Here is a 25918-nt window from a genome sequence, read left to right as displayed (position 1 = left end):
AAATAATAATTAAAAGAGAAATTGCATTTTATTTTGCAATTTCTCTTTCTTAATATTTATTCTACTGGATATATTTCTTTTATAATTTTATTCTTATTTCTAATTGTAGCTAGAATACCTATAATAGTTATAGGCCCAACAGCACTTATAATTAAAAATAATGAGAATAATGATGAAAAATAACCTGCTATTATATATACAATAAAATTTGATAAAAGTAGTATAACAGGTAGCATTAAACCTACTCCAAAGAAAAGTATATTTTCTTTATATATAATATTTATAATTTCCTCTTTACTATAACCAAGAATTTTTAATTGTCTATATTCCTTTATTTTTCTTTCCCACTCTACAATGGTTTTATAAAGTAGGGCTAATCCAACTAACATACTTGTTATAACATAACAATAAAGAGAACTTGATATAGCACCCTCTACTATACTATATCTTACAGTAATCATGCTGTAATAAAGAAGGGATAGCACTAAACCTAGTATGAAATATAATGAACCTCTTAAGGTACTTATAAAGTTTCCTATATAAATTTTTCTTAACCCCTTATAAGTAAAGCTCATTCTGCTAAGCTTTTTCCCTATGCTTGGGACAAAATACTTTATAATTCCATATAATCCAAATAGCCCACCGAAGGATAGGACATATACAGCATATTCAGCACCTTGAGTATTTCCCCCAAAAATTGCAAATATAATTGGAATTAAAAATAAAATCACAAAAACTATATTAGGAACCTTAACATGTCTTGAATCTATTTGAGACTTATTATTATTAAGATTTAATAATTCAACAGGTTCTCTTCTATAAACATCACCTAAGTTTAAAAGAGCTAATAATCCAAATTCGAATAAAAATACTAGTAAAGTATACTTAAACATATAAAAATTAATTGTCCAAATATCTCCCCAATGTCCTGAAATGCTATACATTAAAATGTTACTTAAAGGAACAAAGATAAATCCAAGTACTGTTCCTATAGCCCCTCCTATAAGAAAGAATATACTATTTTCAAACATTATATACTTTACTCTATCTCCAAGAGTTGCACCATTTAATGTAAAGAATGCAAACTCTTTACCTTTATTCTTTATAAAATATGAATTACAAAAATAAGTAAATATTAAAACTACTAAAAATAATATTAAAAAGTTTTGTCCATGAAGCAAGGTAGGTTCCTCTATAAAAAATTGCAACTTAGCATCAAGTTGAACTATTTCATTTTGGCTTTCATCAACAATTACAGTATCTACACCTTCAAAATAAGTAGCATTTGTAAAACAATTTAATACCATTAATACAGTAATAAATGAAATTACTATAGCAAATACATAAATAGAATTATTTTTTAAATCTTTCTTTATATTTAATAAAGCATATCTTAACATTCCCATTTTTTTCTCCCCCTTTAAAGTTTATATATCTGTGTCATAAAAAAAGTTTTTCTTAGATAAAAATAAATAAGATAAATACGGAACTGTAATATTTATTATTAAACCTAACGCTAATGAAAATATTAGAGGTATAAAAATATTCACAGCACTAATAACAACATTATAGGGAACTAACATAATAATATAACTTCCTATATATGGTCCAAATATAAGTATTGGTACAGAAGATATAACAAATGTATAGTATCCTTCCATTACAACTAGCTTTTTAACATCTCTCCTGTGCATACCTATTGCCATTAAGGTTTCAAACTCTACTCTTCTTGATATAAGGCTTGTTAAAGTACTATTAGTAATATTTAAAATAGCTATAATTTCTATGATTATAGATATTATTAATCCTATTTTAGCAACACCATTCTGAAATTTTATAATATCACTTCTAATATTTATACTAGAAAATCCATCTCCATTTTCATTAAAAAACATACTTAAACACTTCTCTACATCCAAAGATAAATAAGCATTAATTGCAAATATTATAATTATAGATGCAAAAATAATAGATCCTATAGTTAATGTGCTTCTATTTTTATTACTAAGTATATTAGAAATAGCAATATCTTTTAATCTAATTCTTCCATTTGTTAAAGAAATACTCCTACTTTTATCTAAAGTCTGAGAACTATCACTGTAGTCAGATTTTATATTTTCAACTGTATCAGATGGTTTACTGCTACTAAAATTAATTATCATAGCAATAACAACTAAAGTTAATACTATTAAAAAGTAGGGGTACCTTACTTCTCCTATTAATGTATACCCAGTAATATTAACTACATCTTTACATATAAAATTACTTATTAAGTATGCAATTGCTATACCTAAAGGAATTCCTATAATACTACACTTCATTCCCTGATAGAATAATAGTTTCCTTACATTCCTGCCCTTCATTCCAACAACTCTTAATAATTTATAAGTACTTCTTTCTGTAATTACATGAATATATAAAATAGTGTATATTATGAGATATGATGCAAAGGATATTAAGATTATTAGAAAGGTAATTACCATAGTACAATTTGTAAGCATTGTCATATTACCAGAATATATACTTAATTTATCATTACTATCTTTAATAATACCTACAACATTGAATTCATTACTCTGTAGAACACTTCCTTTTTCGTCAATCATAACACCAACATTAATCTTACTTCCTACTTTTACACCTTTTAAGATGTTATACGCCTCATAACTTAGCAATAGGTCATTTGAGTTTTTGGGAAAGTCTCCTACCAAAAGATTTATTCCTTCCTTTTTAAAAAACTCTGGTGATGAAGTTTTCTTTAGGACTATTCCATCCTTTTCATATATTAAAGTTTGGTTGTTTAAACCATTATATATATCTTGGGCAGTAAAGATTATGTTCTTAACCTTTGAAACTTCATAAGGTATACTACCTCCATTTATGAATTCATTTACATCTCCATCAACATCTCCTTGTATATACTCTTGGCTTTCATAAAACTTAATAGTTTCTTTAGCATTGTAACCAATAATAAAAGTAACCATTATAAGAGAAGTAGAAAACATAATTGCTAAGGTTAAAAATATATTTCTCATCTTACAATTACTAGATATTTCATTACATAACTTAAATAAAATCCTTCTATTCTTGCTATCAATCATATTTTAATCCTCTACTATTTTCCCATCTTCTATTCTTATGGTTCTATGAGCTAACTGAGATATATCTTCATTATGAGTTATCATTACAATAGTTTGATTATATTTCTGAGCTGAATACCTTAACAAGCCAACTACTTCTTGGCTCATCTTAGAATCTAAATTACCTGTTGGTTCATCAGCTAAAATTAAAGCTGGTTTTGAAGCTAAGGCCCTTGCTATTGCAACCCTTTGCTGCTGTCCTCCAGAAAGCTGTGAAGGTAAAAAGTTGATTCTATTTTCAAGTCCTAAAGTCTTTATAATTTCACTAATATACTCCCTATTTACTTTAAGTCCATCAAGTTCTATTGGCAAAACTATGTTGTCATAGACCTTTAGCACATTAATTAAACTATAATTTTGAAATATAAAACCTATTTGTCTTCTCCTAAAAACTGTTAGTCTATCTTCATCTAAAGAATAAATATCCTCACCATCAATTACTACCCTGCCCTCATCTGGCCTGGTTAAACCACCTAAAATATGAAGTAACGTAGTTTTACCACTGCCAGAAGAACCTATAATTGCTACGAACTCTCCCTTCTTTATTTCTAAGCTAATGTTATCCGCTGCTTTTACTAATTTTTCTCCACTACCAAAATACTTTTTTAAACCAATTGCCTCTATCATAACTTTTCCCCTCATTTATATTTTATAAAATGAAAATAACATTCTAATCTCAAAATAAAATTAAATATCACACTTTTGTTACTTTTACAAAAAAGGTGTGGCGGATATTTATTTCCCTTATTCCGTCGCAAGCTCCAAGTGACATGGAAACAAATATTCACCTCACGCGTACTAAAGGTAAGGAAATTATAAAGTTACTATCCTTTATTTTATATTTTTTAATATGAAAATGTAATAATACCTTTGATTTATAGCTAATTGAAATTTTATAATTTACTAGACAGTAAAATAAGAGGTGATAAACACCTCTTTAAACTGACTATTTCTTTAATAAAAATACTGAAAAAGTAGATCCAACTCCTTTTTGTGATGATACCTTAATATATCCACCCTCCTTGTATATTATCTCCCTAGCTAAATATAAGCCAACACCAAGTCCCTTAACCTCCTTAACATCATCACTTCTATAAAATCTTTTAAATATGTTGTTTATCTCACTCTTATGTACTCCAATTCCTTCATCAATTATATCAATTCTAACAAACATATCTAAGGGAATTACCTTAACTTTAATATTACTTCCTTTATTAGAATATTTAATTGCATTTTCAATTAAATTAAGTAAAGCTTCAGATGTCCATTTTAAATCAAATATTCCTTTAATAGTTCTATCGCATACCACCTCTATGCAAATATTCTTCTTCTCTCCTTCAGAAAAAGCTCCGCTTAAGGCTAATGCTAAAACCTCTTCAATAAAATACTCACCTTCACTTAATGAAATCAGCTCACTTTCAAGTCTAGATATTTTTATAAGTCCATCAATAAGCCACTTTAACTTATTAATTTGACCATCCATTAATAATAAAAACTCCCTACTTTGATTAGCGTCTAAGTTCTTTTCTATTAAAGTAGAATTATACATAGAAATATTGGTTAAAGGTGTTTTTACTTGATGTGACAAATCAGTAATAAAGGATTGAATTCTACTCTTTTCTTCCTCATACTTATTCTTTTCAGATTGAAGTATGGATATCAATTCCTTTAGTTTATTATCTTCCCTTGAGGATATTGTATCCTCTGTAATATTAAATTTAGCATCCATCTTCTTATCCATTACTTCTTCTAAGAAATCACACCTTTTATCTGATAATTTAACTATGCTTATCTTTATGGACATAAAAGTAATTAAAACTGTTATAAGTGAAATGAAAACATTTATGGCAAACACAAGCATTAAGTATTCATTTTCTTTATCCAACATAAAACAATATCCTATAAGTAACATGAAGGCAGAAATGGATATATAAATGTAAAGTAGCTTTTTGGAAAATAGTTTCATTTTATGCATCCTCTCCAATCCACATATAACCTATACCATATATTGTCTTTATATACTTCACTCCATCATCCTTACTTTCAATTTTGCTTCTCAATCTATTTATATTTACTGTTAGGGCATGTTCATCAATAAAGTTCTGATCTTTATCCCACAGCTCCTCTAAAAGATTATTTCTTGTAAGAACTTTTCCTTTTGAATTAACAAAAACCTTTAAAAGCTTAAACTCTGTTGGAGTAATATCAACTCTCTCTCCATTTTTATTAAGTATAAATTTATCAAAATCAATCTCTAAATTATTAATCTTATAAATATAAGTTTTTTTATTGCCTTCATACCTTCTTAGTACAGCTTGTACCCTTTCTTTCATAATACTTAAGCTAAATGGCTTAGTTATATAATCATCTGCTCCAAGTTTAAAACCATTAACTATATCAAACTCCATATCACAAGCACTTAAAAATATAATTGCAGTATTTTTGTTCTTTAATCTGATCTCACTACATAAATCAAAGCCACTTCCATCTGGAAGATTAACATCTAAAATTATTAAGTCATAGTCCTTTTCTATTTCTAATCTTCCTTCAAAAAGTGAATATACTCCCTTTACATCAAAACCTTCTTCTTTTAAATTAAAAGTAATTCCTTTATTTAATGCTCTGTCGTCTTCTATTATTAGTATCTTTTTCATTTTATCCCCCACATAATTACCCGCAATGCTTTTTATACATTAAGAGAAACACCATCAACAGTGGTGTTTCCTCATTATCTTTCTTATCCTATTTATCTTGATTATTATCTTCTCTTATCTTTAAAATATCTTACCTTATCTTCTTCATTTATTTCTCTAAGAACTCTACAAGGATTACCCACAGCAACAACTCCCGATGGAATGTCTTTTGTAACTACACTTCCTGAACCAATTACAGTATTCTTTCCAATTGTTACCCCAGGATTAATTATTACTCCTGCTCCTATCCATACATTATCCTCTATATTTATAGGAAAAGCATACATATCTCCTTCATTTCTCCAATTAGGATCAACAGGGTGACCAACTGTAATTAAGGTAACTCTTGGCCCAAATAAAACATGATTTCCAATATTTATTGGAGCTGTGTCTAAAAAAATACAATCAAAATTTACAAAGCACGTATGACCAAAGGAAATATTTTTACCATATTCACAATTAAAAGGTGGTAATATATGTACATCCCCACTCTCTTTAAATAACTCCTTTAACATAGGTTCGTTTCTTCCAACATTTAAAGCATTTCGTGCATTAAACTCATAAAGTATATTACGTGCATTGCACATATCTTTGTGCATTTCTGGATCTCCAGGTCTAAATAGTTCCCCATCTCTTATACGATCTTTTACACTTTTATCCATATTAATCACCTCTAAATATTAATAACCCTAATTACATTAAAACACTTTTTTGTATACCTTTCCACTATTATCTATACAAATAAAGAAAAACATTATTAAATTCGTAATACCTCCTATATATTACAATACTTTTCTATATTAATTACATCAATACTACAAATATTATATAAAAAAAAATAGCTAATGCACATACTATTAGGTTGCATTAGCTACTCTTTTATTAATTAAAAATCACTTTGCTTCTTTCTAATGTATTAGTAAGAAATGAAAGTAAAACCCCATAATTAGTAATATATACTTTTCTTTCTTTACATACGTTAATTCTATTTAAAATAGTTTTCCTATTAATCATACACCCGCCACAGTGTATTATTAACTTATAATTTCCTATATCCTCTGCAAAATCATATCCTATTTTAAATTCAAAATCTAATTTACCACCTACATACTTTTCTAATAGTGTTGGGATTTTTACTCTTCCTATGTCTTCATGGGAGACATTATGGCTACAACTTTCTGAAATAAGTACTTTATCACCTGGCTTAAGATTTCTTACCCCCCATACTCCATTGATAAATTCATTTATATCTCCTTTTTGTCTTGCAAAAAGCATAGAAAAGCTTGTAAGCATTATATCTTTAGGAACAATTTCATCTACAAACTTAAAAGCTTGAGAATCTGTTATTACTAAATTAACATCTTTTACCTCTTCTAATGCCTCTTTTAATTCTGTATCTCTTACAACATAACTCTTTATGCCATGATCTAAGCAATCTCTTATGCATTGAACTTGTGGAAGTATTAGCCTTCCCTTAGGTGCTTCTGAATCTATAGGAACAACTAAAATCACCTTTGAACCATATGGCAGTAGGTCTCCTATCAACGGTAATTCTTCCTCTTCTTTTTCTATTAGTTCAATAAGCTTTTCTTTAACTTCTTCTATATCACTATCCTCTTTAGTAGATATAAATATTCCATTTCCATAAGCTTTCTTCAGCTCTTTTGTCTCACCATTTTCTAAGGTATCTACTTTATTTATTACAAGTAAGTAAGGGATATTATATTTCTTAAACTCTTTTTTCATTTTATTAAATGAGGATAAATCTTTATCTTTCCCATCAATAATGTAAAGAGCAATATCTGTCCTTTTTAGTAAATTTAAGGTTTTATTTACTCTTACCCCTCCAAGGACGGTATTATCTTCAAGACCAGCTGTATCAATATATAAAACTGGTCCTACTGGAATAAACTCTACCCCTTTACTAACTGGATCTGTTGTGGTTCCTTCTATTTCAGACACTATTGAAATATTAGAGTTACAAAGCTTATTAAAAAGAGATGATTTTCCAGAATTAGTTTTTCCATATAGAACTACGTGCTTTCTATTTCCTCTAGGCGTATTATTCATAATTCCTCCTAAATATACAGATCTCTTTCACCATTTTTTAATCTATCTATATTTCTTATTACAAAATCTCTAGTCTCTTTTTTATTTATTTTTTCTGCTTCTCCTCTAACTAAAGCTTCTGCTTTTTTCTTAAACTCATCATCACCATAATCTAATGCATATTCCATTAAAGTAGATAATGCATTAGGTTCACAGCAATATTGAATTTCTCCAGACTTTGCAAGTTCCATAAACCTATCACCAGTTCTTCCTCTTCTATAGCAAGCTGTACAATAACTTGGAATATAACCATCATCTATTAATTCCTTTAATATTTCTAAAGGACTTCTTTCATCTGAAAGCTTAAATTGTGTAATTTCCTTTTCTTCTTCTCTTTCCTTGTAGCCACCAACTCCTGTACTTGAACCTGCACTCATTTGTGATATACCATGCTTTAATAAATCTCTTCTCATTTCAGCATCTTCTCTTGTAGATATAATCATTCCTGTAAAAGGTACTGCAATTCTAATTATTGCAACTATCTTCTTAAAGGTTTCATCATCCACTAAATGAGGAAAATTTTCTAATGATACACCTTCTGCTGGCCTAAGTCTAGGAACTGAAATTGTATGGAATCCTACACCATACTTTTCTTCTAAGTGTTCATTATGAATCATAAGTCCAAGAACCTCAAATTTAGGGTCAGATAATCCAAATAAAACTCCTGCCCCTACATCATCTATTCCACCTTCCATTGCTCTATCAAAAGCTGTCAAATGATATTCATAATTACTTTTTAAGCAATTTGGATGTACTTTTTCATAAGTAGGTTCATGATAAGTTTCTTGGAACAGAATATACGTTCCAATACCTGCTTCCTTAAGCATTTTATACTCCTCAACTGTAGTAGCTGCTATATTAACATTCACTCTTCTGATTTCCCCATTATCCCTTTGTGTACTATAAATAGTTTTTAAAGTTTCTAAAACATATTCAATAGGTGCATTTACTGGATCTTCTCCAAGCTCTAGCGCTAATCTCTTATGCCCCATCTTTTCAAGAATTCTCACTTCTTGTGCAACCTCTTCTTGAGTTAACTTTCTCCTTTTAAAGCTATTACATCTATGGTATCCGCAATAAACACAGTTATTTACACAATAATCGCTTACATAAAGTGGAGCAAACATAACTATTCTTTTACCGTATATATCTTTTTTAATTTTTCCAGCTATTTCATACATTTCTTTAATTTGTTCTTTATCTTCTATTTGAAGTAATATTGCTATATCTCTATGCTTTAAACCATCTTTTCTTTTAGCCTTTTCTAGTACCTCTTGTATTTGTTCTTTAGTAGCTTTTTTTGATTCCTCTAGAAGTCTTTCAATGTAGTCCTTATTTATAAACATAATTTTTCCTCCTTAACCCATTGAATATTATCTCCTCGACCAACCTCAACCTGAAATCCTGCTCTATTAATTCTACCTTCAATGCACCTTCTACATTCTGCTGCTTCATCTCCAGTACAAATCTTACCATCATAAAGAGAATACTTGTCCCTAACATCTGTTGGGGAAAGATTAGGCATTACTACATTTGCTCCTGCCTTAATTCCAAGTTCTCTTCCTATTGGATTTATACTTCCTAACGCAGTTGTTGCTGGTAATAAAACATTTGGTAAAAGTAATCTAACTATGGCCAAAATAGTTATTGTATCTTCTAAAGTACCACCCTTTTCATCCTTTAAACTTGTGTCTTTATGAGGTATAAAAGGACCTATCCCACACATTTCTGGTGTTAACTCTTTTACATAAAGTAAGTCATTTACTAAATCTTCTGTAGTTTGGTTAGGTAGTCCTACCATAAATCCTGCTCCTATTTGGTATCCTATCTTCCTAAGATTTAATAAACACCCTCTTCTATTTTCAAAACTAGCTCCTGGATGTAATTTTTTATATAGTTCTTTAGTTGCAGTTTCATGTCTTAAAAGATATCTATCTGCACCTGCTTTAAACATTCTTTCATAAGATTCATAACTTCTTTCACCTAAAGAAAGAGTTATTGCATTCTTGGGGAATCTTTCTTTAATCTTAGTTATTATTTCAACCATTATATCATCTGTAAAATAATCATCTTCTCCACCTTGAAGAACATAGGTTTTATAACCAAGCTTGTCTCCTATTTCTGCACATAATAATATTTCCTCTACAGAAAGCCTATATCTATCAGCTTCTTTATTTCCTCTTCTAATGCCGCAATACTCACAATTTCTTTTGCAGTAATTAGTAAACTCAATAAGGCCTCTCATATAAACCTTATCTCCGTATGTTTTCATTCTAGTATCATGAGCCTTATCTATTAGATAAGATCTAGACTCTTCATCTAGATTATCTAATAGATAAATAAGCTCTTCCCTAGAGGCATTGTTTTCATTGTATAACTTGTCAATAATGTCTCTAATATTCACCTTAAATCTCCTTTTTAGCAATTGCTGTTTTTACAGTAACTCCTGAAATATTACCAAGCTTTCCTGTTAAAGTATTTATATCATCAACCTCTCCAACAACTGTCAAAGATATTACTGATATTTCACCTTCAAATGGAATGCCCATTCTACCTTTCATACTTCCTCTAAATGATGCTACAACATCATTAAATTCACTTTGACATTCTCTTGGGTCCTCTAAAATACATCCGATTACAGCTATTCTTGCCATTTTTATACCTCCTATAATGCAAAAAGAGGTCTCTTTAATAGAGACCTCTAAGATTTACGCAAAATAAACCTAGCAAAGCTAAGTAAGTCTTATAATAATTTTGGCCTCTTTCAGATTAGATTGCTCTTTTCTGTTAGATATTATTCAAAACTTCAACTCACCTAAAAGATTTCTCTCTTAACTAAGTTGTTAATATTATAACATACTTAATTTTACTTATAAATATGAATTAGATTTTTATCTATAGGAAAATATAATCTTGCAAGGAGTGATTAATTTGGATAAAAATAATTCTAGTATAAATTCAGTTAAAAATGAACTTAGCTCTATTAAAGCTTCTTTAACAGAAGCCCATTCAAAAACTAATGACCAAGGTAAAGAAAAAATAGAAGCCGTAATGAAATGTGTTGTAAAAGCATCTGAGGAACTTTCAGATTTATAAAAGTTGAGTGGATATTTTATTTTGCTTGTTCCGTCACAAAACTTCAAGTAATCACAAAATAAATATCCACTCCATTCATGTTAAATGTAAGGAAAAAAGAGAGAAATTGCAATTGCAATTTCTCTCCTAATCCTTGTTATCTATATTGTCTTAATTACCCATCTTTTCTTAATGACTTCAAAGCATTTGTAAGTTTTACTGGATTACCATATCTTAATGTTCCCATTCTGTAAATCTTAGCACCTAAAACTCCAACAAATCCTGTTGAAACAGCTAATATTACTAACGAAATTACTACTTCTATAGTTTTAACACTTCCCATTGCAACTCTTACAAACATAGCCATACAAGAACTAAATGGTACATATGATAATATGTTCATAAGCATTGACTCTGGATTGTTTAATCCAAACATTACGGCCATAAAAACAACTACAAATATCATTGTAACAGGAGATGCACTTTTACCAATATCCTCTGTCTTAGAAACTAAAGCACCTAAAGCACCAAATATAAATGCATAGAATAGGTATCCAAGTAATCCAAATATAGCAAATGTAGCTAGGGTTTCACCTGAAATATTGAATATAAAGTCAAGCTTTCCTCCCCATGCTGCACTATTAACTTTGTAAGTAACTAAAGCAGAAGCTAATATTACACCTACTTGTGCTAAACTTGCAATTGTAGCAGCTATTACCTTACCAAAAATTAATGCATTACTACTTGTACTAGTCACTAGTATCTCCATAGCTCTATTACTCTTTTCAGTTGTAACAGATACTGCTATTAATTGACCGTAGTAAATAATCATAAAATATAAAACAAAGATTAATCCATAAGTATAAGCAAAGTTACTTACTGTATCTTTACCTAACAATTCAACCTCTGAATTTATTTGGGTATTATATAAAGCATCTATTTCATTAACATCTATACCTTTATTGTTCAAATAACTTTCTCTATTTAATCTAGATAAATATGAATCAAACATTTGTTGATTTCCATCACTAAAGCTGCTATTTTGAACTATATATTTATAGCTTGTTGGTGAATTTAATATAAATCCTGCCTCAACTTCCTCATTATTTACAGCATTCTTTACCTCTTGCTCATTTGTAGCAACCTTCCAACTTGAACTAATAAATACATTCTCTAGACCTTTAACATCTTTAATTATATTTTCTTTATCGAAGATTATAAAGTTTTTCTTTTCTTCATCACTAACAGATTCACTTGATTCAGTCTTTTTGTCATCACCACCAAATAAACCTGACATATCAAAAAATGATGGTAAGCTTAATCCAACTATTAAAACTGCTGCAATTATTCCTGTTGTTATAAGATATCCTTTATTCTTAAAATAATTAGTTAATTCAAATCTTAGTACAGATAAAAATCCCTTCATTATTCGTCACCTGCCTTAAGTACAAATATATCATTTAAGGATGGTTCATATTCCCCAAACTTTTCTACATCAATATCACTCTTGATAATCTCAGACAATAAATCATTTTTACTTCTAGATTCTTTAAGCTCTAAAATTACGAATTCTTTCATAACTTCATCTACTCTTATTATATCTCCAAAATATTCTTCACACTTTTCTTTTAGTTCTATAGGAGAATAGTTATTCGCACTTAACATAAGCTTATTTTTACCAAAGTCCTTTTTAATATCTTTAAGATTTCCACTTAATACAACGTCACCTTTATTTATTATAGCTATGTCTTCGCAGAACTCTTCAACATAATTCATTTGGTGACTTGAGAAGATTACAAGCTTGCCATCTTGAATAAGATCTGTTACTACATCCTTAAGAATTTGTGCATTAACTGGATCTAAACCACTAAAAGGTTCGTCTAAGATTACAATTTCAGGATTACAAACTAAAGTTTGTGCTAATTGAACCTTTTGTTGATTACCCTTTGAAAGAGTTTCTAATAATCTATTTTCATATTCTTCAATTCCTAATCTCTTAAGCCAAAACTTCCCGTTTGTTTTCGCTTCCTTTAACGATATCCCTCTTAAGTTTCCTAAATACATTAACTGATCAATTACTTTTTTCTTAGGATATAACCCTCTTTCTTCTGGTAAGTAACCTATTTGAAAATCTTTAGGATTAAACTTCTTACCATCAATTATTATTTCCCCTTCATTAGCTTTAAAAACATCCATTAGAATTCTAATTGTTGTTGTCTTGCCTGCTCCATTTCTACCAAGTAACCCTAAAGCTTTTCCACTTGATATAGAAAATGAAATTCCATGAAGCACTTCTGTTTCACCAAAAGTCTTCTTTATGTTTTTCACTTCTAGCTTCATTCTTTTCCCCTCCAAATTAGTAAATATTACTATAGTAACTTTAAAACCATTATACATTTTATTAATAACCTTGTAAAGAGTTATTAATTACTTTTTATAAAAAAAGATTTTATTGCTACTTCATTAATTATATTCTACTTTTATTATGAGGGTATGGAAATAACTGAAAGTCACTTTTAACAATTACTTAAGTCACTTTTAAGATAAATGAAAGGATTTCTAAATTATAACCCTTTAATAACATCTAAAAAGTCAGTAATATGGTTAATATTCTTTTCATTTTTAATAACATCACTAACTACATAACTAAAACTATCAAGAACCTTTTGTCTATCCCTATATAATATAGTGGTACTTATTTCCAGATCATTCATAGCAGCTTCAAAATTAACAATACATTCTTTTAGATCTTCACCAAAAACACTTTTGTATGATGTAGAATCATAAACTTCTAGTGCAGCAAATAAGTTTTTTACTACAGAATTATTGATAATAAGTAGCTCTTCATCATTAATATTCTGTTCATTATATACTAAGCTCTTAGATGCATTATCTAAGTACTCACAAAATTCCCCATCAGCTATCTTTGTAGCATTTTCAATAGACTTCAAATTATAGAAAGACAGTACTAAGACTAAAAAAATAGAAATAATACTTATCCATTTATACCTTTTATTCATTTTTACACTCCTCTCTGCATCCTTATTATACAAAATAACCTATATATTTACTATAAGATTTATAAATGGTAGAATTATATTTATTTAAATAGGAGGTTATTACTATGCATCATAAGGTTTTAGTTGGGGAAAAAGTTTATCTTTCTCCAAGAAATAGCGAAGACTATAAACAATATACAGAATGGATTAATAACTTAGAAATATCTACTCTTAGTGGTTCTGCTCATATTATAAAAACAGAAATTAAAGAAAAAGAATATTTGGAGTCTAAAACTAATGATTATAACTTTGGAATTATTGAAACAAAGACAGATAAACTATTAGGATCAATAAGCTTAGCTCATATTGATCATATAAATAGAACAGCTGAATTTGGTATTTTCATTGGAGATACGAATTATCACGGTAATGGTTATGGAAGTGAAGCTATAACTTTACTTTTAGACTATGGTTTTAATATACTAAACTTAAATAATATTAGACTAACCACCTTCTCCTATAACAAAAGAGCTATTAGATGCTATGAGAAAGTTGGTTTTAAAATGGTAGGTAAAATTAGAGAAGGAAAAATTATTGCTGGAAAGAAGTATGATTTAATTCTTATGGACATGCTTGCCTCTGAATTTAAGTCTTCTAAAATAAATAATTATTTAATAAAATAGCAATATATTTTATTAAATTAAAAGAAACTGCAAGCGCAGTTTCTTTATCTATGGCTAAATTATATTCTTTCACTAACAAGCTCAGGGACCTCTATAGTTTCTTCTTCTTCTTCCTTTACTCTTGTTAATATAAATCCTCCTATAATAAATAATACTATTAAGCTTATAATACCTTTATTGGACTGACCAGTTATTTGTGTAACTATTCCAACTAAGAATGGTCCCATAATAGCTGCAAACTTTCCAAATATATTATAGAATCCAAAGAATTCATTTGACTTCTCTTTCGGTACAAGCTTTGCAAAATAACTTCTTGATATTGCTTGAATTCCTCCCTGCGCTGATCCTACAGCCATTGCAAGTATCCAAAAATCTATAGTAGTCTTTAAGAAATATCCATATATAGAGATGATAATATAAGTTATAATTCCAACATACAGCATTTTCTTTCCACCAAACTTTTCTGCTAGTCTCCCATAAAGAATTGTAAACGGAAAAGCAACAAACTGTGTTAGCAAAAGAATAACTAATAATGAAGTCATTGATATTCCAATGTCTGTCCCATACGATGTTGCCATTCCTATAATGGTATCAACACCATCTATATAAAAGAAGTAAGCAATTAAAAACGTAAATATTTTTCTATGGTATCTAATGTCTTTAAAGGTTTTTCCAAGTCTCACAAAAGAATTCTTAACTGGATTAGGTTCTTTTTCTATGTAGTATTTTTGATTTACATTCCTTAATAATGGAATAGTAAAACTTCCCCACCATAAAGCTGTAATTAAAAAAGCAATCTTACATGCTAAAGATATAGGGATACCAAGTATACCATTTTGTGTAAGCATAACTATAGCTATGGATATTATAAAAGGAATCGTACTTCCTATATATCCAAGGGCAAATCCAGCAGAAGATACCTTGTCCATACGTTCAGTTGATGTTACATCAACAAGGAATGAATCATAAAAAATATTAGCACCTGAAAATCCCAAAACAGTAAAGCCATAATTTAATAGCAATAATATTGGCATATCAGCTGGTACTAATGCTAACATAATTGTTGCAATAATGCCTAATCCACAGAAGAACTTAAAAAACTTTTTCTTATTCCCCTTATAATCTGCTATTGTACCTAGAACTGGTGCCATAAGAGATACAAATAAAGTAGAAATTGAAATTGTGTACCCCCAAAAAGCAGTAGAATTTGAAGAACTCATCCCGCCATTTTCTGCAACCATCTTAAAGTAAATTGGCAATATAGTTGAAGTAATAGTCATTGAATATGCAGAGTTGCCCCAGTCATACAGTGCCCAGCTTAACTCTTCTTTTTTTAATCCCTTCATAAAACACCCCTTCTAAATATTAAGGATTTCTTCAACTGCCTCTCCATCGATGTCATTAAATTTTAGACCTAAAACCTTTGCTAATGTAGGTCCATGATTTATAAGGTTTCCCTTATCTATAACTACTCCATTTTTAAATCCTCTTCCTGAACCAATAAAAAATGTAGTATAATTTTCTTTCTTTGGTGAGTATCCATGAGTTGCCTTATGTCTATGGGCTTTTACTCCAACCTCTTCATCCTTTATTTCATCAATGATTTCACCATCGATGTCATCAACAAAATAATAGTCTAAATTGGCCTCTATCATAAGACTTGCCTCCATATCTCCACCTGATTTTCCTATTTCTTCACCTTCTAAAATAAAATCTACAGGTAAACTCTTAAGCAATGCTTTAATCTTTTCTATTGTTTTATTATCATTTTTATCTTTTAAGTAAATATAACATGATCCATCTAAACTTTTACAAATACCCTTATAATCCAAAACCTTGCCTTTTTCATTTATTTTAATTAAACCTTCTTTTCTAAATAATGCATTAAGTTTAATAACCTTTGATGCATCTAGATGACTATGGTCCCCTAGGGCTACTATAGTACATTCATCATAAATTCCTCTTTCCTTTAGAGCACCTATAATTTCTCCTAACCTACTGTCATGTCTTAATAGTGCATCATCGATAACCTTATTACTATATCCATAATGATGTCTATTTGTATCAACGTCAGTAAAATGTATTAACATTAAGTTTGGAGCATATTTCTTTATTGTATATTTTGCAGCTTCTATAACAAAGTTATCTAAGTAAGGTTGCTCTATTCCCTTTCTAAGATTACCAAACCTCTTATTTATATCCAATTGGAAACCTAATGATCCTGCACCAGCGGACATAAATAATTGATGTTGGTAAGGTTTCACTGCAAATATTTCCGGCATATTATATGTTATTTTTGCTTTACCTGTTACTGGCCATAAAAGAGAGCAGGTAGTTAATCCTTTATCTCTTGCCAAATCATATAGGGTATCCCCCTTTATTTTATTTCTATACCAATACCAGTTTGGTAAGAAATCTCCAACTTTAAATACAGTATTATCAATGATTCCATGATTACTAGGATATTTTCCAGTAACTATTGTTGTATGAGCTGGATAAGTAAGAGTTGGATAAATAGAATCAACCCTTTTAATCCATGAACCATTCTCTATTAGCTTTTTAAAGTTAGGTAAATTCTTTAGAACTTCTACATCTTCTGACGATACAGCATCAAAAGATATTACAACCATATATTTTGACTCCATTACTAGCCTCCTTAATGTAATTTTACCTTGTGTATATTAAATACTCTCTATCACTATATTAAACCTTTGTTAAAATACTTTTCCTACATCCTTTGCACTATGTGCATCTGACCCTTTAACCATCTTAATATTATTTTTAATTGCCTTATCTAAAAATACTCCTGAAGGATAGGTTTCCTTACAATATTGTTTTCTAAGACCTGCTGTATTAAAATCTATTTCATATCCATTTTCTTTTATCGTTTTTATAACCTTATCAATCAAAGCTTCGTTTTTATAATCCATAGGATACTTTTCATTAAAAATTCTTACTAAAGTTGGATGTCCTATTCTCTTAGGCTTATACCTTCCAAGGTCTGCATTTATAGACTTAATTAAAGTTTCAAAATACTTATCATAAACCTTTTCTACTCCACCTAAGATTTTTGCTATAATTCCAAACTCATCAACACTCATATCTAAGCAATGATATACATCATCTAACCTTAAAAAATGAACAGACAGAATTCCTTCGTCTAAATATTCTCCATAATTGTCTAACATCTTCTTAATCTTTTCTTCATATCCTTCTACATAATCAACTTCAAGACCCACATTTATTTTAATTTTATCTTTATATTCTTCTTTTATTTTAGTAGCTTCTTTTAAATATAATAATATTTCTTCTTCATTTGGAGAACATTCTTTAAGTAACTTTTCATCCATAAAGATTCCTGGAAGTGGCATATGCTCAGTAAATGTAATTTCATCAAGGCCAACATCTAGAGCTCTTTCAATATACATTTGAAAAGAGTCTTTAGTTCCATGAGGACAATAGTGTGAATGCATATGTCCATCTTTTAAGCATTTCATTAAATCATCTCCTTTATTTCATTGTATCATAGTATTATTTACAGGAAAATAAACTAATTTATTTCCAATATTGGAATTATATATAAATTTGTATATAATAGAATATGTTCGTTTTTAACAAGAGGGGGATTGACATATGGACATGAAAGTTCGAAAAAAACTCATTTTGAATGGTAATATTTATAAGGTTTTAATAACCTTGGCCGTACCAATAATGCTAAACAACTTGATACAAACCTTTTATAACCTTGCAGATGGATTTTGGGTTAGTATGATTGGTTCGGTTCAGTTTGCAGCCACATCTTTTATATGGCCAGTTGAATTCTTATTTATTTCTATTGGATCTGGTATTTCAATTGCTGGTACCTCTCTACTTTCACAACTAATTGGGGCAGGAAATTCTAAAGATTGTAGTAAGTACTCAACTCAACTTTTTGTAATTTCAATTATAGTGTCTATAGCTTTTGCCCTCGTGGGAGTATTAATAACTCCAATTGTTATTACACTTATGGGAGCTACAGGGGATTTAGCATATTATAGTAACATTTATTTAAAAATAGTATTTTTAAATATGCCTTTTACATTTTACTTCTTTATTTTTAATTCTATTATGGTTGCACAAGGTAACACAGCCTTACCTACTGTTTTAAGTGGAATTAGTGCAGTGTTAAATATACTCTTAGATCCTATTTTTATATTTCCATTGAACTTAGGTATTGCTGGTGCAGCTTATGCAACACTTTTATCAAAAATAATATTATCTCTCTTTGCTTATTTAATTCTAAATAAAAGTAAATCACCTTTAAAACCTGACTTCAAGAATTTTAAATTTGATAGAGATATATTAAACAAAGTAATAAAGGTTGCCCTGCCTTCTTCTATAGGCCAGTCTGGCTCAGCACTTGGATTTATAGTTTTAAATGGATTTATAGCTTCTTATGGTACTTCAACAATGGCTGCCTTTGGAATGGTTAATAAAATTACATCTGTAATATCACAACCTGCTATGGGCATTGGTTCCGCATTAGTTGCAATTACAGGACAAAACTTAGGAAATAATAATCCTAAAAGAGTTACTGAAGCATTTAATAAAGGGTCAATTATTACAATTTTACTTACTACCGTTGGTTCATTAATTATATTTTTTAATAATGAATTGGTTATTAACTTCTTTATGCAATCTAAGGATGACTTAACTGTAATAGATCAGGGAATTACATACTTAAACTATATCCTGTATTCAATGCCACTAATGGGTATGTTTAGCGTATTCCAAGGTATTTTTCAAGGCTCTGGTCATACTAAATATTCCATGAATATGGAGATAGGTAGACTTTGGTTTGTAAGACTTCCAATGATTTTATTATTTAAAAACTTTACGCAAGTAGGCTCAGTTGGGATATGGTTTTCCATGAGTTTTAGTAATCTTGTAATATGTATTTATGGATATATTATTTATAAGTCAAATAAATGGCAAAAACAAGATATTCTATCAGATAACTTATTAGTTAAAGATGAAAAATGTATTAATAAATAATGGTGTTTATAACTCCTACATATAAATTCAAGGAAACACCAGCCATAGCAGTGTTTCCTTCCTATAATTTTTATTTAAATTAATCCAAATTTTCTGTTTTATTAGTATTATCTTCTTTGTTATTCTCAGTTGTACTTTCTTCTTTATTACTCTCTAACATTCCTTTATTTTCATTTACATCCTCTATTAACGCCTCAGCTTGGCTTATCTTTCCTATTAAATCATGAATAAAGTTTGATCCTCTACTTAATAGAATAGCCGTTAACACCATGCCTATTAGTGGAACTTTAATAGGTATATTGAAACAATTTAATATATCAAATCCTGTTGAAAAAGTTATTATAATTGAAACTACTAATGCTCCAATTCTATCAATACATAGCTTTCCTTTTTGCCAAGTCATTTTTAAAGTTTCCCATACACTTTCAGCTAATATTGCTAAAACAAATAAAGTTAACAAATCCATAGTAATCGCCCCTTTACGATATTTTATTATCTAAAGGGAAAAAAGGTGCAATATTTAAGTAGCATTTACCAATCTTGATAAATATAATGTAGTGACCCCCCATATTATATGAAGGGAGAACAAGTATGAGCAAAGAAAGAAACATTAGAGAAACATTAGAAATGGATAATAGAAACTACTTGGGTAGAAATGAGGATTGTAGATGTAATGAGAATCAAAATAATAATTCTTCAAGATATCTTACAGTAGCTAATGAAGAGGTTTTACCTCAAACTTTTGAAAGAAATGAATGTAACAGAAATACCTGCTGTTGCAAAAGAGCTTTAAGAAGATCATTAGATATTCTATTAAATCCTTTAATAAGGAGTTTAATAGACTTATCAAGCTTTACATTAGTAGGTAATAACTTTAATACTGAGGATGGTGCAACAACCCTTAAAACTGTATCTAATTGCAGTGATGGACTAGTCACTTATTCTGATAGCAACCCATTATTTAACTCAACTACAATTTGTGATTTAGTTTTAGTTGCATTTTCTCTTCAACCTGACGATGGAAACAATTGCTTTCAAGGATTTAATAGAGATAGATTTATTCGTGCTATAACAAGATGTATTCCTCCTATAAATCCTAGATCATTATGCTGTGTTGAGGACGGTTCTTGCTGTTGTAATTCAAGTAAAGCATTATTCTTAGCTGACTCAATAGGACCTGTTAACCTAAAAATATCTTCATCAGCATTTGAAGAACCACTTATTGGATTTACTGTCATTACTGTAACTAATAATATTGCCTGGTTAATTAATGATGATAATAGAGTTATAATTGTGTGCCTAGATAAAATCGAACAATTTGGCTAAAATCAATATAACAAACCCTCCTGTATTAATGCAGGAGGGATTTTCTTTTACTTTCCAGAATCACTTAACTCTATTAAACCTTCAGGAAATGGATTAAAAAAACTCTGCTTTAATAGATTTTCTTTTTCAAATCTTATAGCATATCCTTTAATTAAATTTAGAGGAACACTTAACGGAACTTTATTGCTTCTATACTTTTCTATAGTATCTATTATAAATTCTTTCTCATTGTGACTTATGTAATTACTAAAGTAACCCATACTTTTAATTAATACATTAATATTACTTGTATATCTAGGAACCTTAGAAAAAATATTATTTAAAATTATAGAGTATTCGTTAAATACATCTCTTTTTTCTCTTCCATCTATATTACCTAATATCTGTCCAAGAGCTTTAAGCTGTCTTTGGTTATAACTCATAAATAGCAATTTATTTTCTTTATGAAACTTTAAAAGTTCACTTATTTCATTGCTTTCTTTACATTTTTTGAACCTATTTAATGTAAATAACTTAGTTAAAAAATGCTCTCTTATTTTTAAGTTTTTAAGTCTTCCATCATCTTCAATAGTAATATTGGGATAAGCCTCTCTAATAATTGAACTAAATCTCCCCTCTCCTCTTTTAGAAATTCCTCCTTTTTCAATTGAGGGATATATCTTAACATCTCTAATTCCACAAGAAGGGGATTTACTTTTTAATATAAATCCATCTACTTCGTCTAAACTTGATAAAAAATCCTTAGCAAATTCATTCATATTTTCTGTTAAATCTCTTTTAGTCTTAGATTGTAATAATCTATTTTCTCCATTTATCTCTACAACTCTAATAGCTTCTCTTGGTGTACCTAGCCCCATACCTATCTCTGGACATACTGTGATGAAATCCACATAATCCTTTAATCTAGTTACAAATTCATTATTTTCAGTTCCACCATTATACCTACAATTGGAAAATCCAAGGCATTTACTTATAACTACTTTAGGTTTACTCAAATATATCATCTTCTTTCTAAATATAAAGATAATTAAATACAATTCCTCCACAAATTAAACCTAATATTATCCCCCCAATAACATCTGATGGATAATGCACTTTCAAATATAGTCTTGAAAATGCAATAGCAAGAGCTATTAATACTATAATTGTGCTAATACTACTATTACTTTTCAAAAAAACCACAGCTACTGCGAAAGAAGATGCTGTATGACCTGATGGAAAAGAAAATGAGGATGGTTCTTTTATTAATAATTCTTTATTTTTCTTGCCTATGAATGGTCTTTTTCTTTTGACAATATGCTTTACTATTCCTTCCCCCATAATTGTTGTAAAAGCTAATGTTACCAATACTATAATGCCAACTCTTCTATAATCTACTTTCCTAATCATTAATATAGCAAGAATAATCCATAACATCCCTAAGTTCCCTAGAGATGTTACAAATGGCATAACCTTATCTAAAAATCTATTTCTGCAATATTTGTTTATTAAATATAAAATATCTTCATCCCATTTTTTAATCATATCTGACATCATCTTTTGTACACTCCTTAAGCTACCTAAAATAAGTATTTGTAAATAGTACTTAATTTATTTATCATTTTATATTTTACTATGGCATAAAAAAATAGTATATCAAAAATCATATTGATATACTATCTTAAACACTACTCTAAATTTAATTTATTTTTCATAATATAGCTAGATATAACAAAATATATTGCAGAAGTAATAATTAAATTAGCTGCTACTTTTAATAGAATCCATTGAAACTCCATAAATTAGAAACCATAATTGTAACTTATCAATGATGTATTAAATACTGATGTAACAAAGCTTGTTATCATACTTATTCCTATAAATGCTCCAAATGAACAAAGTATTTTTCTCTTGTTTGCTAAATGTCCAATTGACATAGATGAATAAAGTAATAAAGTTGAAGAGGCACAAGACAAAATACCTAATACTATAATTTCAAATATTACTAAAGGAATTCTAAATCCAAACTCACTTATTCCAACTCTCCATACTTCTCCCATAAACTCAAAAGCATTACCAATCATACCTGGGTAATAGGCTAAAATTACTATCGATATAACTGCAACAATAACGCTTAAAATATTCCATACTATACCAACAATTAATTTGCTACATATATTTTTAGATACAGGAACTGGAAGAGTATTCATTAAATAACCTTCATCTCCTAAAAGATTTTTATAATATCTTTGTAGCACTATAAAAAATGTCACTATAAATACTGCTGCCATTATGCATCCATATACAAACATAGTTATAAGAGATGCTATATTTCCGATAGTTCCTGATGCTCTACCAAAGCCTATTTCTGTTTCAAGGAAAATCTTATTTATTAGAGCAAATACTAATAATGCTCCATATAAAGGAAGTACTAATCTTCCAGTTGCTTTAAATTCATACTTTAATAACTTTCCTAACATCTAAACACCTCCCTAAATAAGGCATCTACACTCTTACCTTCTTCTTCCCTTATCTCATCAACACTCTTAGATAAATATATCTTTCCATATGAAATAAAAATTACATCATCTAAAATCTGTTCAATATCAGATATTAAGTGAGTTGATATAACTACTGTTGCATTTTCATTATAATTTGAAATAATAGTATTTAATATATAATCTCTAGCAGCTGGGTCAACCCCTGCTATTGGTTCGTCTAAAAAGTAAAGTTCTGCTTCTCTGCTCATAACTAGTATTAGCTGAACCTTTTCCTTAGTCCCTTTTGACATTGTCTTTAACTTATCATTAGCATTAATATTCAACTTAGATAGCATATCATAAGCTTTCTCAACATTAAAATCTTCATAAAAATCTTTAAAAAAGTTAATTATATCAGATACCTTCATCCAATCAGCAAGATAAGTTCTCTCAGGTAAATAAGAAACTATCTTCTTTGTCTCTATCCCAGGTTTATTACCATTTATAAGAAGCTCTCCACTAGTTGGTGTTAACAATCCATTTGCTAACTTAATTAAAGTACTTTTTCCACTTCCATTAGGGCCAAGTAGTCCTACTATTCTACCCCTCTTCATAGATAAGTCAATTCCTTCTAAGGCAAGTTTATTACCATAGGATTTAACAAGATTTCTACACTCTAGAATATTTTCCCCCAATTATTTCATCTCCTCTGCAATTTCTTTTATTGTTTCTATAGCTTCCTCTTTAGTAAAACCTATTTGTTCCATTTTCTTTAAAAAAGCTTGTATTTCTTCTTTAGCAAGATTACACTTCATTTCTTCAATCATCTTTGAATCCTCCGTAATAAATCTTCCACTTGTTCTTACTGAAAACAATAACCCCAACCTTTCTAACTCTGTTAAGGCTTTTTGCATTGTATTGGGATTTACTGATGCTTCACTAGCTAATTCTCTTACAGATGGCATCTTTGCACCTGGTTTGTATTTTCCTGATACAATACTTATTTTGATATATTCCATAAGCTGACTATAAATTGGTCTGTCACTTTTTAATTCCCAAGCCATTTTTTCACTCCCTTTGTACTATTGTATTAATAGCTTAATACAATAGTACATCTTTTTTTATCTTTTGTCAAACATTAAAAATCAAATATTTTCCCAGAAATCAAAAAAGAGAAATTATTTCTAATTCCTCTTAAAAATATTCTATTAAGTTTTTAATTATTCTACTCTTTATTTAAATATAATTTCTAATTTCAACTACCTTACCATCTTTAACATATACCCTAGGTACTCTTCCTTTAATCATACATATTATTTCATAATTTATTGTTCCAACAGCATTTGCCATATCATCAGCATTATATTTAATATCATCAAATTCTCCTAAGAGTATAACCTCGTCATCAACCTTAACATTATTAATATGAGTTACATCAATCATAAGTTGATCCATACAAACTCTTCCTATTACAGGTGCAAGTTTACCATTTACTATAACCTTTCCCTTATTGCTTAAAGCTCTTAAATAGCCATCTGCATATCCTATAGGAATAGTAGCAACCCTGGTAGATTCACTAACCTCATAGGTTCTGCCATAGCTTACAAAAGCTCCTTTTTCTAAAGTCTTAATGTGAGCAATTTTAGCCTTAATTGTCATGGCAGGCTTAATTTTTAATCTACCTTTATTAACTTCATTTGAAGGATAATAACCATACATTACAATGCCAGCTCTTACTCCATCTAAGTACATATTAGGTAAATCCATTATAGTAGCACTGTTGGCCGCATGTTTAAATGGAATATTAACTCCTCTATTATTTAGCTCTTCATAAAAGTTTTCTAATACTTTATACTGTTTTTTTGTATATTCTTTATCTTCTTCATCTGCTGTTGAAAAATGAGTAAATAAACCTACTATATCTACTCCTTTTAATTTATCTATTTTAACTATATCCTCTATACTTTCTTCATTAGGAAGGAACCCTATTCTTCCCATTCCTGTATCAATGGCAATATGAACCTTAACTTTTCCCTTTATATCTTCTGCTATAGAGGAAAACCTTTCAGCATCTTCTAAGGTATAAACAGTTTGTTCTATATCATATTTAATTAAATCTTCACCAAATTCTGTTGGAGTATAACCTAAAATAATTATTGGTGCAGTTATATTTTCTCTTCTTAACTCCATTGCCTCTGTAAGTGTTGCCACTGCTAATCTAGAAACACCATTTTTCAATAAAACTGGAGCAATATCAATTGCACCATGTCCATAAGCATCTGCTTTAATAACTCCTATGACTTCTTTATCCTTAGCTAACTCTTTTATATTTCTTATATTAAACTCAATCTTATCTAAATCTATTTCTGCCCATACTGGTCTGTATATCTTTTCCATGTA

General features: G+C 29.1%; 27 protein-coding genes. 4 read left to right on the top strand and 23 right to left on the bottom strand.

The features are described 5' to 3' along the window. Window positions 1-56: 56 nt before the first annotated feature. The 10 genes from DR024_RS11800 to DR024_RS11755 all read right to left on the bottom strand — a co-directional run bounded on the left by DR024_RS11800 (window position 57) and on the right by DR024_RS11755 (window position 10596). Window positions 57-1406 carry an FtsX-like permease family protein gene (locus tag DR024_RS11800; RefSeq protein WP_065254821.1) on the bottom strand — a complete coding sequence of 450 codons (1350 nt, stop codon included), beginning with the start codon at window positions 1404-1406 and terminating at the stop codon, window positions 57-59. Between the two features lie 21 nt (window positions 1407-1427). Beyond that, on the bottom strand, window positions 1428-3101 hold the full coding sequence (locus DR024_RS11795) for an ABC transporter permease (protein ID WP_027098329.1): 1674 nt from the start codon (window positions 3099-3101) through the stop codon (window positions 1428-1430). Window positions 3102-3104: 3 nt separating this feature from the next. After that, the gene (locus DR024_RS11790; protein ID WP_034866319.1) at window positions 3105-3767 is read right to left on the bottom strand and encodes an ABC transporter ATP-binding protein; all 663 of its coding nucleotides are present in this window, start codon (window positions 3765-3767) and stop codon (window positions 3105-3107) included. Window positions 3768-4086: 319 nt separating this feature from the next. Next, window positions 4087-5028 (bottom strand): sensor histidine kinase, encoded by a 942-nt coding sequence (locus tag DR024_RS11785; protein ID WP_051195960.1) that lies wholly within the window; start codon window positions 5026-5028, stop codon window positions 4087-4089. A 79-nt stretch (window positions 5029-5107) separates the two neighbouring features. Next, window positions 5108-5794, bottom strand: coding sequence for a response regulator transcription factor (locus tag DR024_RS11780; RefSeq protein ID WP_027098326.1), 687 nt, complete (start codon window positions 5792-5794; stop codon window positions 5108-5110). A 104-nt stretch (window positions 5795-5898) separates the two neighbouring features. Then, complete coding sequence (locus DR024_RS11775; RefSeq protein WP_034866312.1) at window positions 5899-6495, bottom strand: sugar O-acetyltransferase; 597 nt, start codon at window positions 6493-6495, stop codon at window positions 5899-5901. 220 nt (window positions 6496-6715) lie between these two features. Next, window positions 6716-7903, bottom strand: a complete 1188-nt coding sequence (gene hydF, locus DR024_RS11770; protein WP_111918872.1) for a [FeFe] hydrogenase H-cluster maturation GTPase HydF — start codon at window positions 7901-7903, stop codon at window positions 6716-6718. An 8-nt stretch (window positions 7904-7911) separates the two neighbouring features. Next, a complete protein-coding gene (hydG, locus tag DR024_RS11765) occupies window positions 7912-9288 on the bottom strand; it encodes a [FeFe] hydrogenase H-cluster radical SAM maturase HydG (RefSeq protein WP_111918870.1) in 1377 nt (458 codons plus the stop codon). After that, entirely contained in the window at window positions 9279-10340 is a 1062-nt protein-coding gene (gene hydE / locus DR024_RS11760) for a [FeFe] hydrogenase H-cluster radical SAM maturase HydE (RefSeq protein WP_027098322.1), read from the bottom strand. The genes hydG and hydE overlap by 10 nt, the downstream gene beginning before the upstream one ends. A gap of 7 nt (window positions 10341-10347) precedes the next feature. Beyond that, on the bottom strand, window positions 10348-10596 hold the full coding sequence (locus DR024_RS11755) for a TM1266 family iron-only hydrogenase system putative regulator (RefSeq protein WP_027098321.1): 249 nt from the start codon (window positions 10594-10596) through the stop codon (window positions 10348-10350). A 277-nt stretch (window positions 10597-10873) separates the two neighbouring features. Between DR024_RS11755 and DR024_RS17755 the strand changes: the two genes are divergently transcribed. Then, the gene (locus DR024_RS17755; RefSeq protein WP_156332165.1) at window positions 10874-11038 is read left to right on the top strand and encodes a hypothetical protein; all 165 of its coding nucleotides are present in this window, start codon (window positions 10874-10876) and stop codon (window positions 11036-11038) included. Window positions 11039-11192: 154 nt separating this feature from the next. Here the strand turns inward: DR024_RS17755 and DR024_RS11750 are convergent, their stop codons facing one another. The 3 genes from DR024_RS11750 to DR024_RS11740 all read right to left on the bottom strand — a co-directional run bounded on the left by DR024_RS11750 (window position 11193) and on the right by DR024_RS11740 (window position 14037). Continuing rightward, entirely contained in the window at window positions 11193-12443 is a 1251-nt protein-coding gene (locus DR024_RS11750) for an ABC transporter permease (protein WP_055184381.1), read from the bottom strand. Beyond that, window positions 12443-13357: an ABC transporter ATP-binding protein gene (locus DR024_RS11745; protein WP_027098319.1), complete on the bottom strand. Its 915-nt coding sequence runs from the start codon at window positions 13355-13357 to the stop codon at window positions 12443-12445. The genes DR024_RS11750 and DR024_RS11745 overlap by 1 nt, the downstream gene beginning before the upstream one ends. 224 nt (window positions 13358-13581) lie before the next feature. Further along, the gene (locus DR024_RS11740; protein ID WP_027098318.1) at window positions 13582-14037 is read right to left on the bottom strand and encodes a hypothetical protein; all 456 of its coding nucleotides are present in this window, start codon (window positions 14035-14037) and stop codon (window positions 13582-13584) included. Between the two features lie 104 nt (window positions 14038-14141). Here DR024_RS11740 and DR024_RS11735 point away from each other — a divergent pair, with 104 nt between their 5' ends. After that, window positions 14142-14699 (top strand): GNAT family N-acetyltransferase, encoded by a 558-nt coding sequence (locus tag DR024_RS11735; RefSeq protein ID WP_111918868.1) that lies wholly within the window; start codon window positions 14142-14144, stop codon window positions 14697-14699. Window positions 14700-14758: 59 nt separating this feature from the next. On the opposite strand, the gene DR024_RS11730 is transcribed toward DR024_RS11735, so the two are convergent. The 3 genes from DR024_RS11730 to hisJ all read right to left on the bottom strand — a co-directional run bounded on the left by DR024_RS11730 (window position 14759) and on the right by hisJ (window position 18196). Then, window positions 14759-16045 (bottom strand): MFS transporter, encoded by a 1287-nt coding sequence (locus tag DR024_RS11730; protein ID WP_111918866.1) that lies wholly within the window; start codon window positions 16043-16045, stop codon window positions 14759-14761. Window positions 16046-16057: 12 nt separating this feature from the next. Then, window positions 16058-17344: an alkaline phosphatase family protein gene (locus DR024_RS11725; RefSeq protein WP_027098315.1), complete on the bottom strand. Its 1287-nt coding sequence runs from the start codon at window positions 17342-17344 to the stop codon at window positions 16058-16060. A 69-nt stretch (window positions 17345-17413) separates the two neighbouring features. After that, window positions 17414-18196, bottom strand: coding sequence for a histidinol-phosphatase HisJ (hisJ, locus tag DR024_RS11720; protein WP_027098314.1), 783 nt, complete (start codon window positions 18194-18196; stop codon window positions 17414-17416). A gap of 136 nt (window positions 18197-18332) precedes the next feature. Here hisJ and DR024_RS11715 point away from each other — a divergent pair, with 136 nt between their 5' ends. Further along, the gene (locus DR024_RS11715) at window positions 18333-19733 is read left to right on the top strand and encodes an MATE family efflux transporter (protein ID WP_099313327.1); all 1401 of its coding nucleotides are present in this window, start codon (window positions 18333-18335) and stop codon (window positions 19731-19733) included. Between the two features lie 79 nt (window positions 19734-19812). Here DR024_RS11715 and DR024_RS18030 read toward each other — a convergent pair whose 3' ends face one another. Beyond that, entirely contained in the window at window positions 19813-20199 is a 387-nt protein-coding gene (locus DR024_RS18030; protein WP_027098312.1) for a hypothetical protein, read from the bottom strand. Window positions 20200-20324: 125 nt separating this feature from the next. Here DR024_RS18030 and DR024_RS11705 point away from each other — a divergent pair, with 125 nt between their 5' ends. After that, the gene (locus DR024_RS11705) at window positions 20325-21059 is read left to right on the top strand and encodes a hypothetical protein (RefSeq protein ID WP_027098311.1); all 735 of its coding nucleotides are present in this window, start codon (window positions 20325-20327) and stop codon (window positions 21057-21059) included. A 47-nt stretch (window positions 21060-21106) separates the two neighbouring features. On the opposite strand, the gene DR024_RS11700 is transcribed toward DR024_RS11705, so the two are convergent. From DR024_RS11700 to alr, 6 genes are all read right to left on the bottom strand, one after another. Then, the gene (locus DR024_RS11700) at window positions 21107-22054 is read right to left on the bottom strand and encodes a YbgA family protein (RefSeq protein WP_207636989.1); all 948 of its coding nucleotides are present in this window, start codon (window positions 22052-22054) and stop codon (window positions 21107-21109) included. Window positions 22055-22070: 16 nt separating this feature from the next. After that, the gene (locus tag DR024_RS11695; RefSeq protein ID WP_034866308.1) at window positions 22071-22595 is read right to left on the bottom strand and encodes a phosphatase PAP2 family protein; all 525 of its coding nucleotides are present in this window, start codon (window positions 22593-22595) and stop codon (window positions 22071-22073) included. Window positions 22596-22840: 245 nt separating this feature from the next. Continuing rightward, a complete protein-coding gene (locus DR024_RS11690; RefSeq protein ID WP_111918864.1) occupies window positions 22841-23518 on the bottom strand; it encodes an ABC transporter permease in 678 nt (225 codons plus the stop codon). Beyond that, on the bottom strand, window positions 23512-24213 hold the full coding sequence (locus tag DR024_RS11685; protein WP_027098307.1) for an ABC transporter ATP-binding protein: 702 nt from the start codon (window positions 24211-24213) through the stop codon (window positions 23512-23514). Before DR024_RS11685 ends, DR024_RS11690 begins: the two co-directional genes overlap by 7 nt. Further along, entirely contained in the window at window positions 24214-24582 is a 369-nt protein-coding gene (locus tag DR024_RS11680) for a GntR family transcriptional regulator (protein ID WP_027098306.1), read from the bottom strand. It abuts the gene before it with no gap. A 172-nt stretch (window positions 24583-24754) separates the two neighbouring features. Continuing rightward, entirely contained in the window at window positions 24755-25915 is a 1161-nt protein-coding gene (alr, locus tag DR024_RS11675) for an alanine racemase (RefSeq protein ID WP_027098305.1), read from the bottom strand. Window positions 25916-25918: the final 3 nt, after the last annotated feature.

Source organism: Clostridium paraputrificum (assembly GCF_900447045.1).
GTDB classification, from domain to species: Bacteria; Bacillota; Clostridia; order Clostridiales; family Clostridiaceae; genus Clostridium; species Clostridium paraputrificum.
The sequence above is the reverse complement of the archived record's forward strand: the minus strand, read 5'-3'. Positions and strand labels throughout refer to the sequence as shown.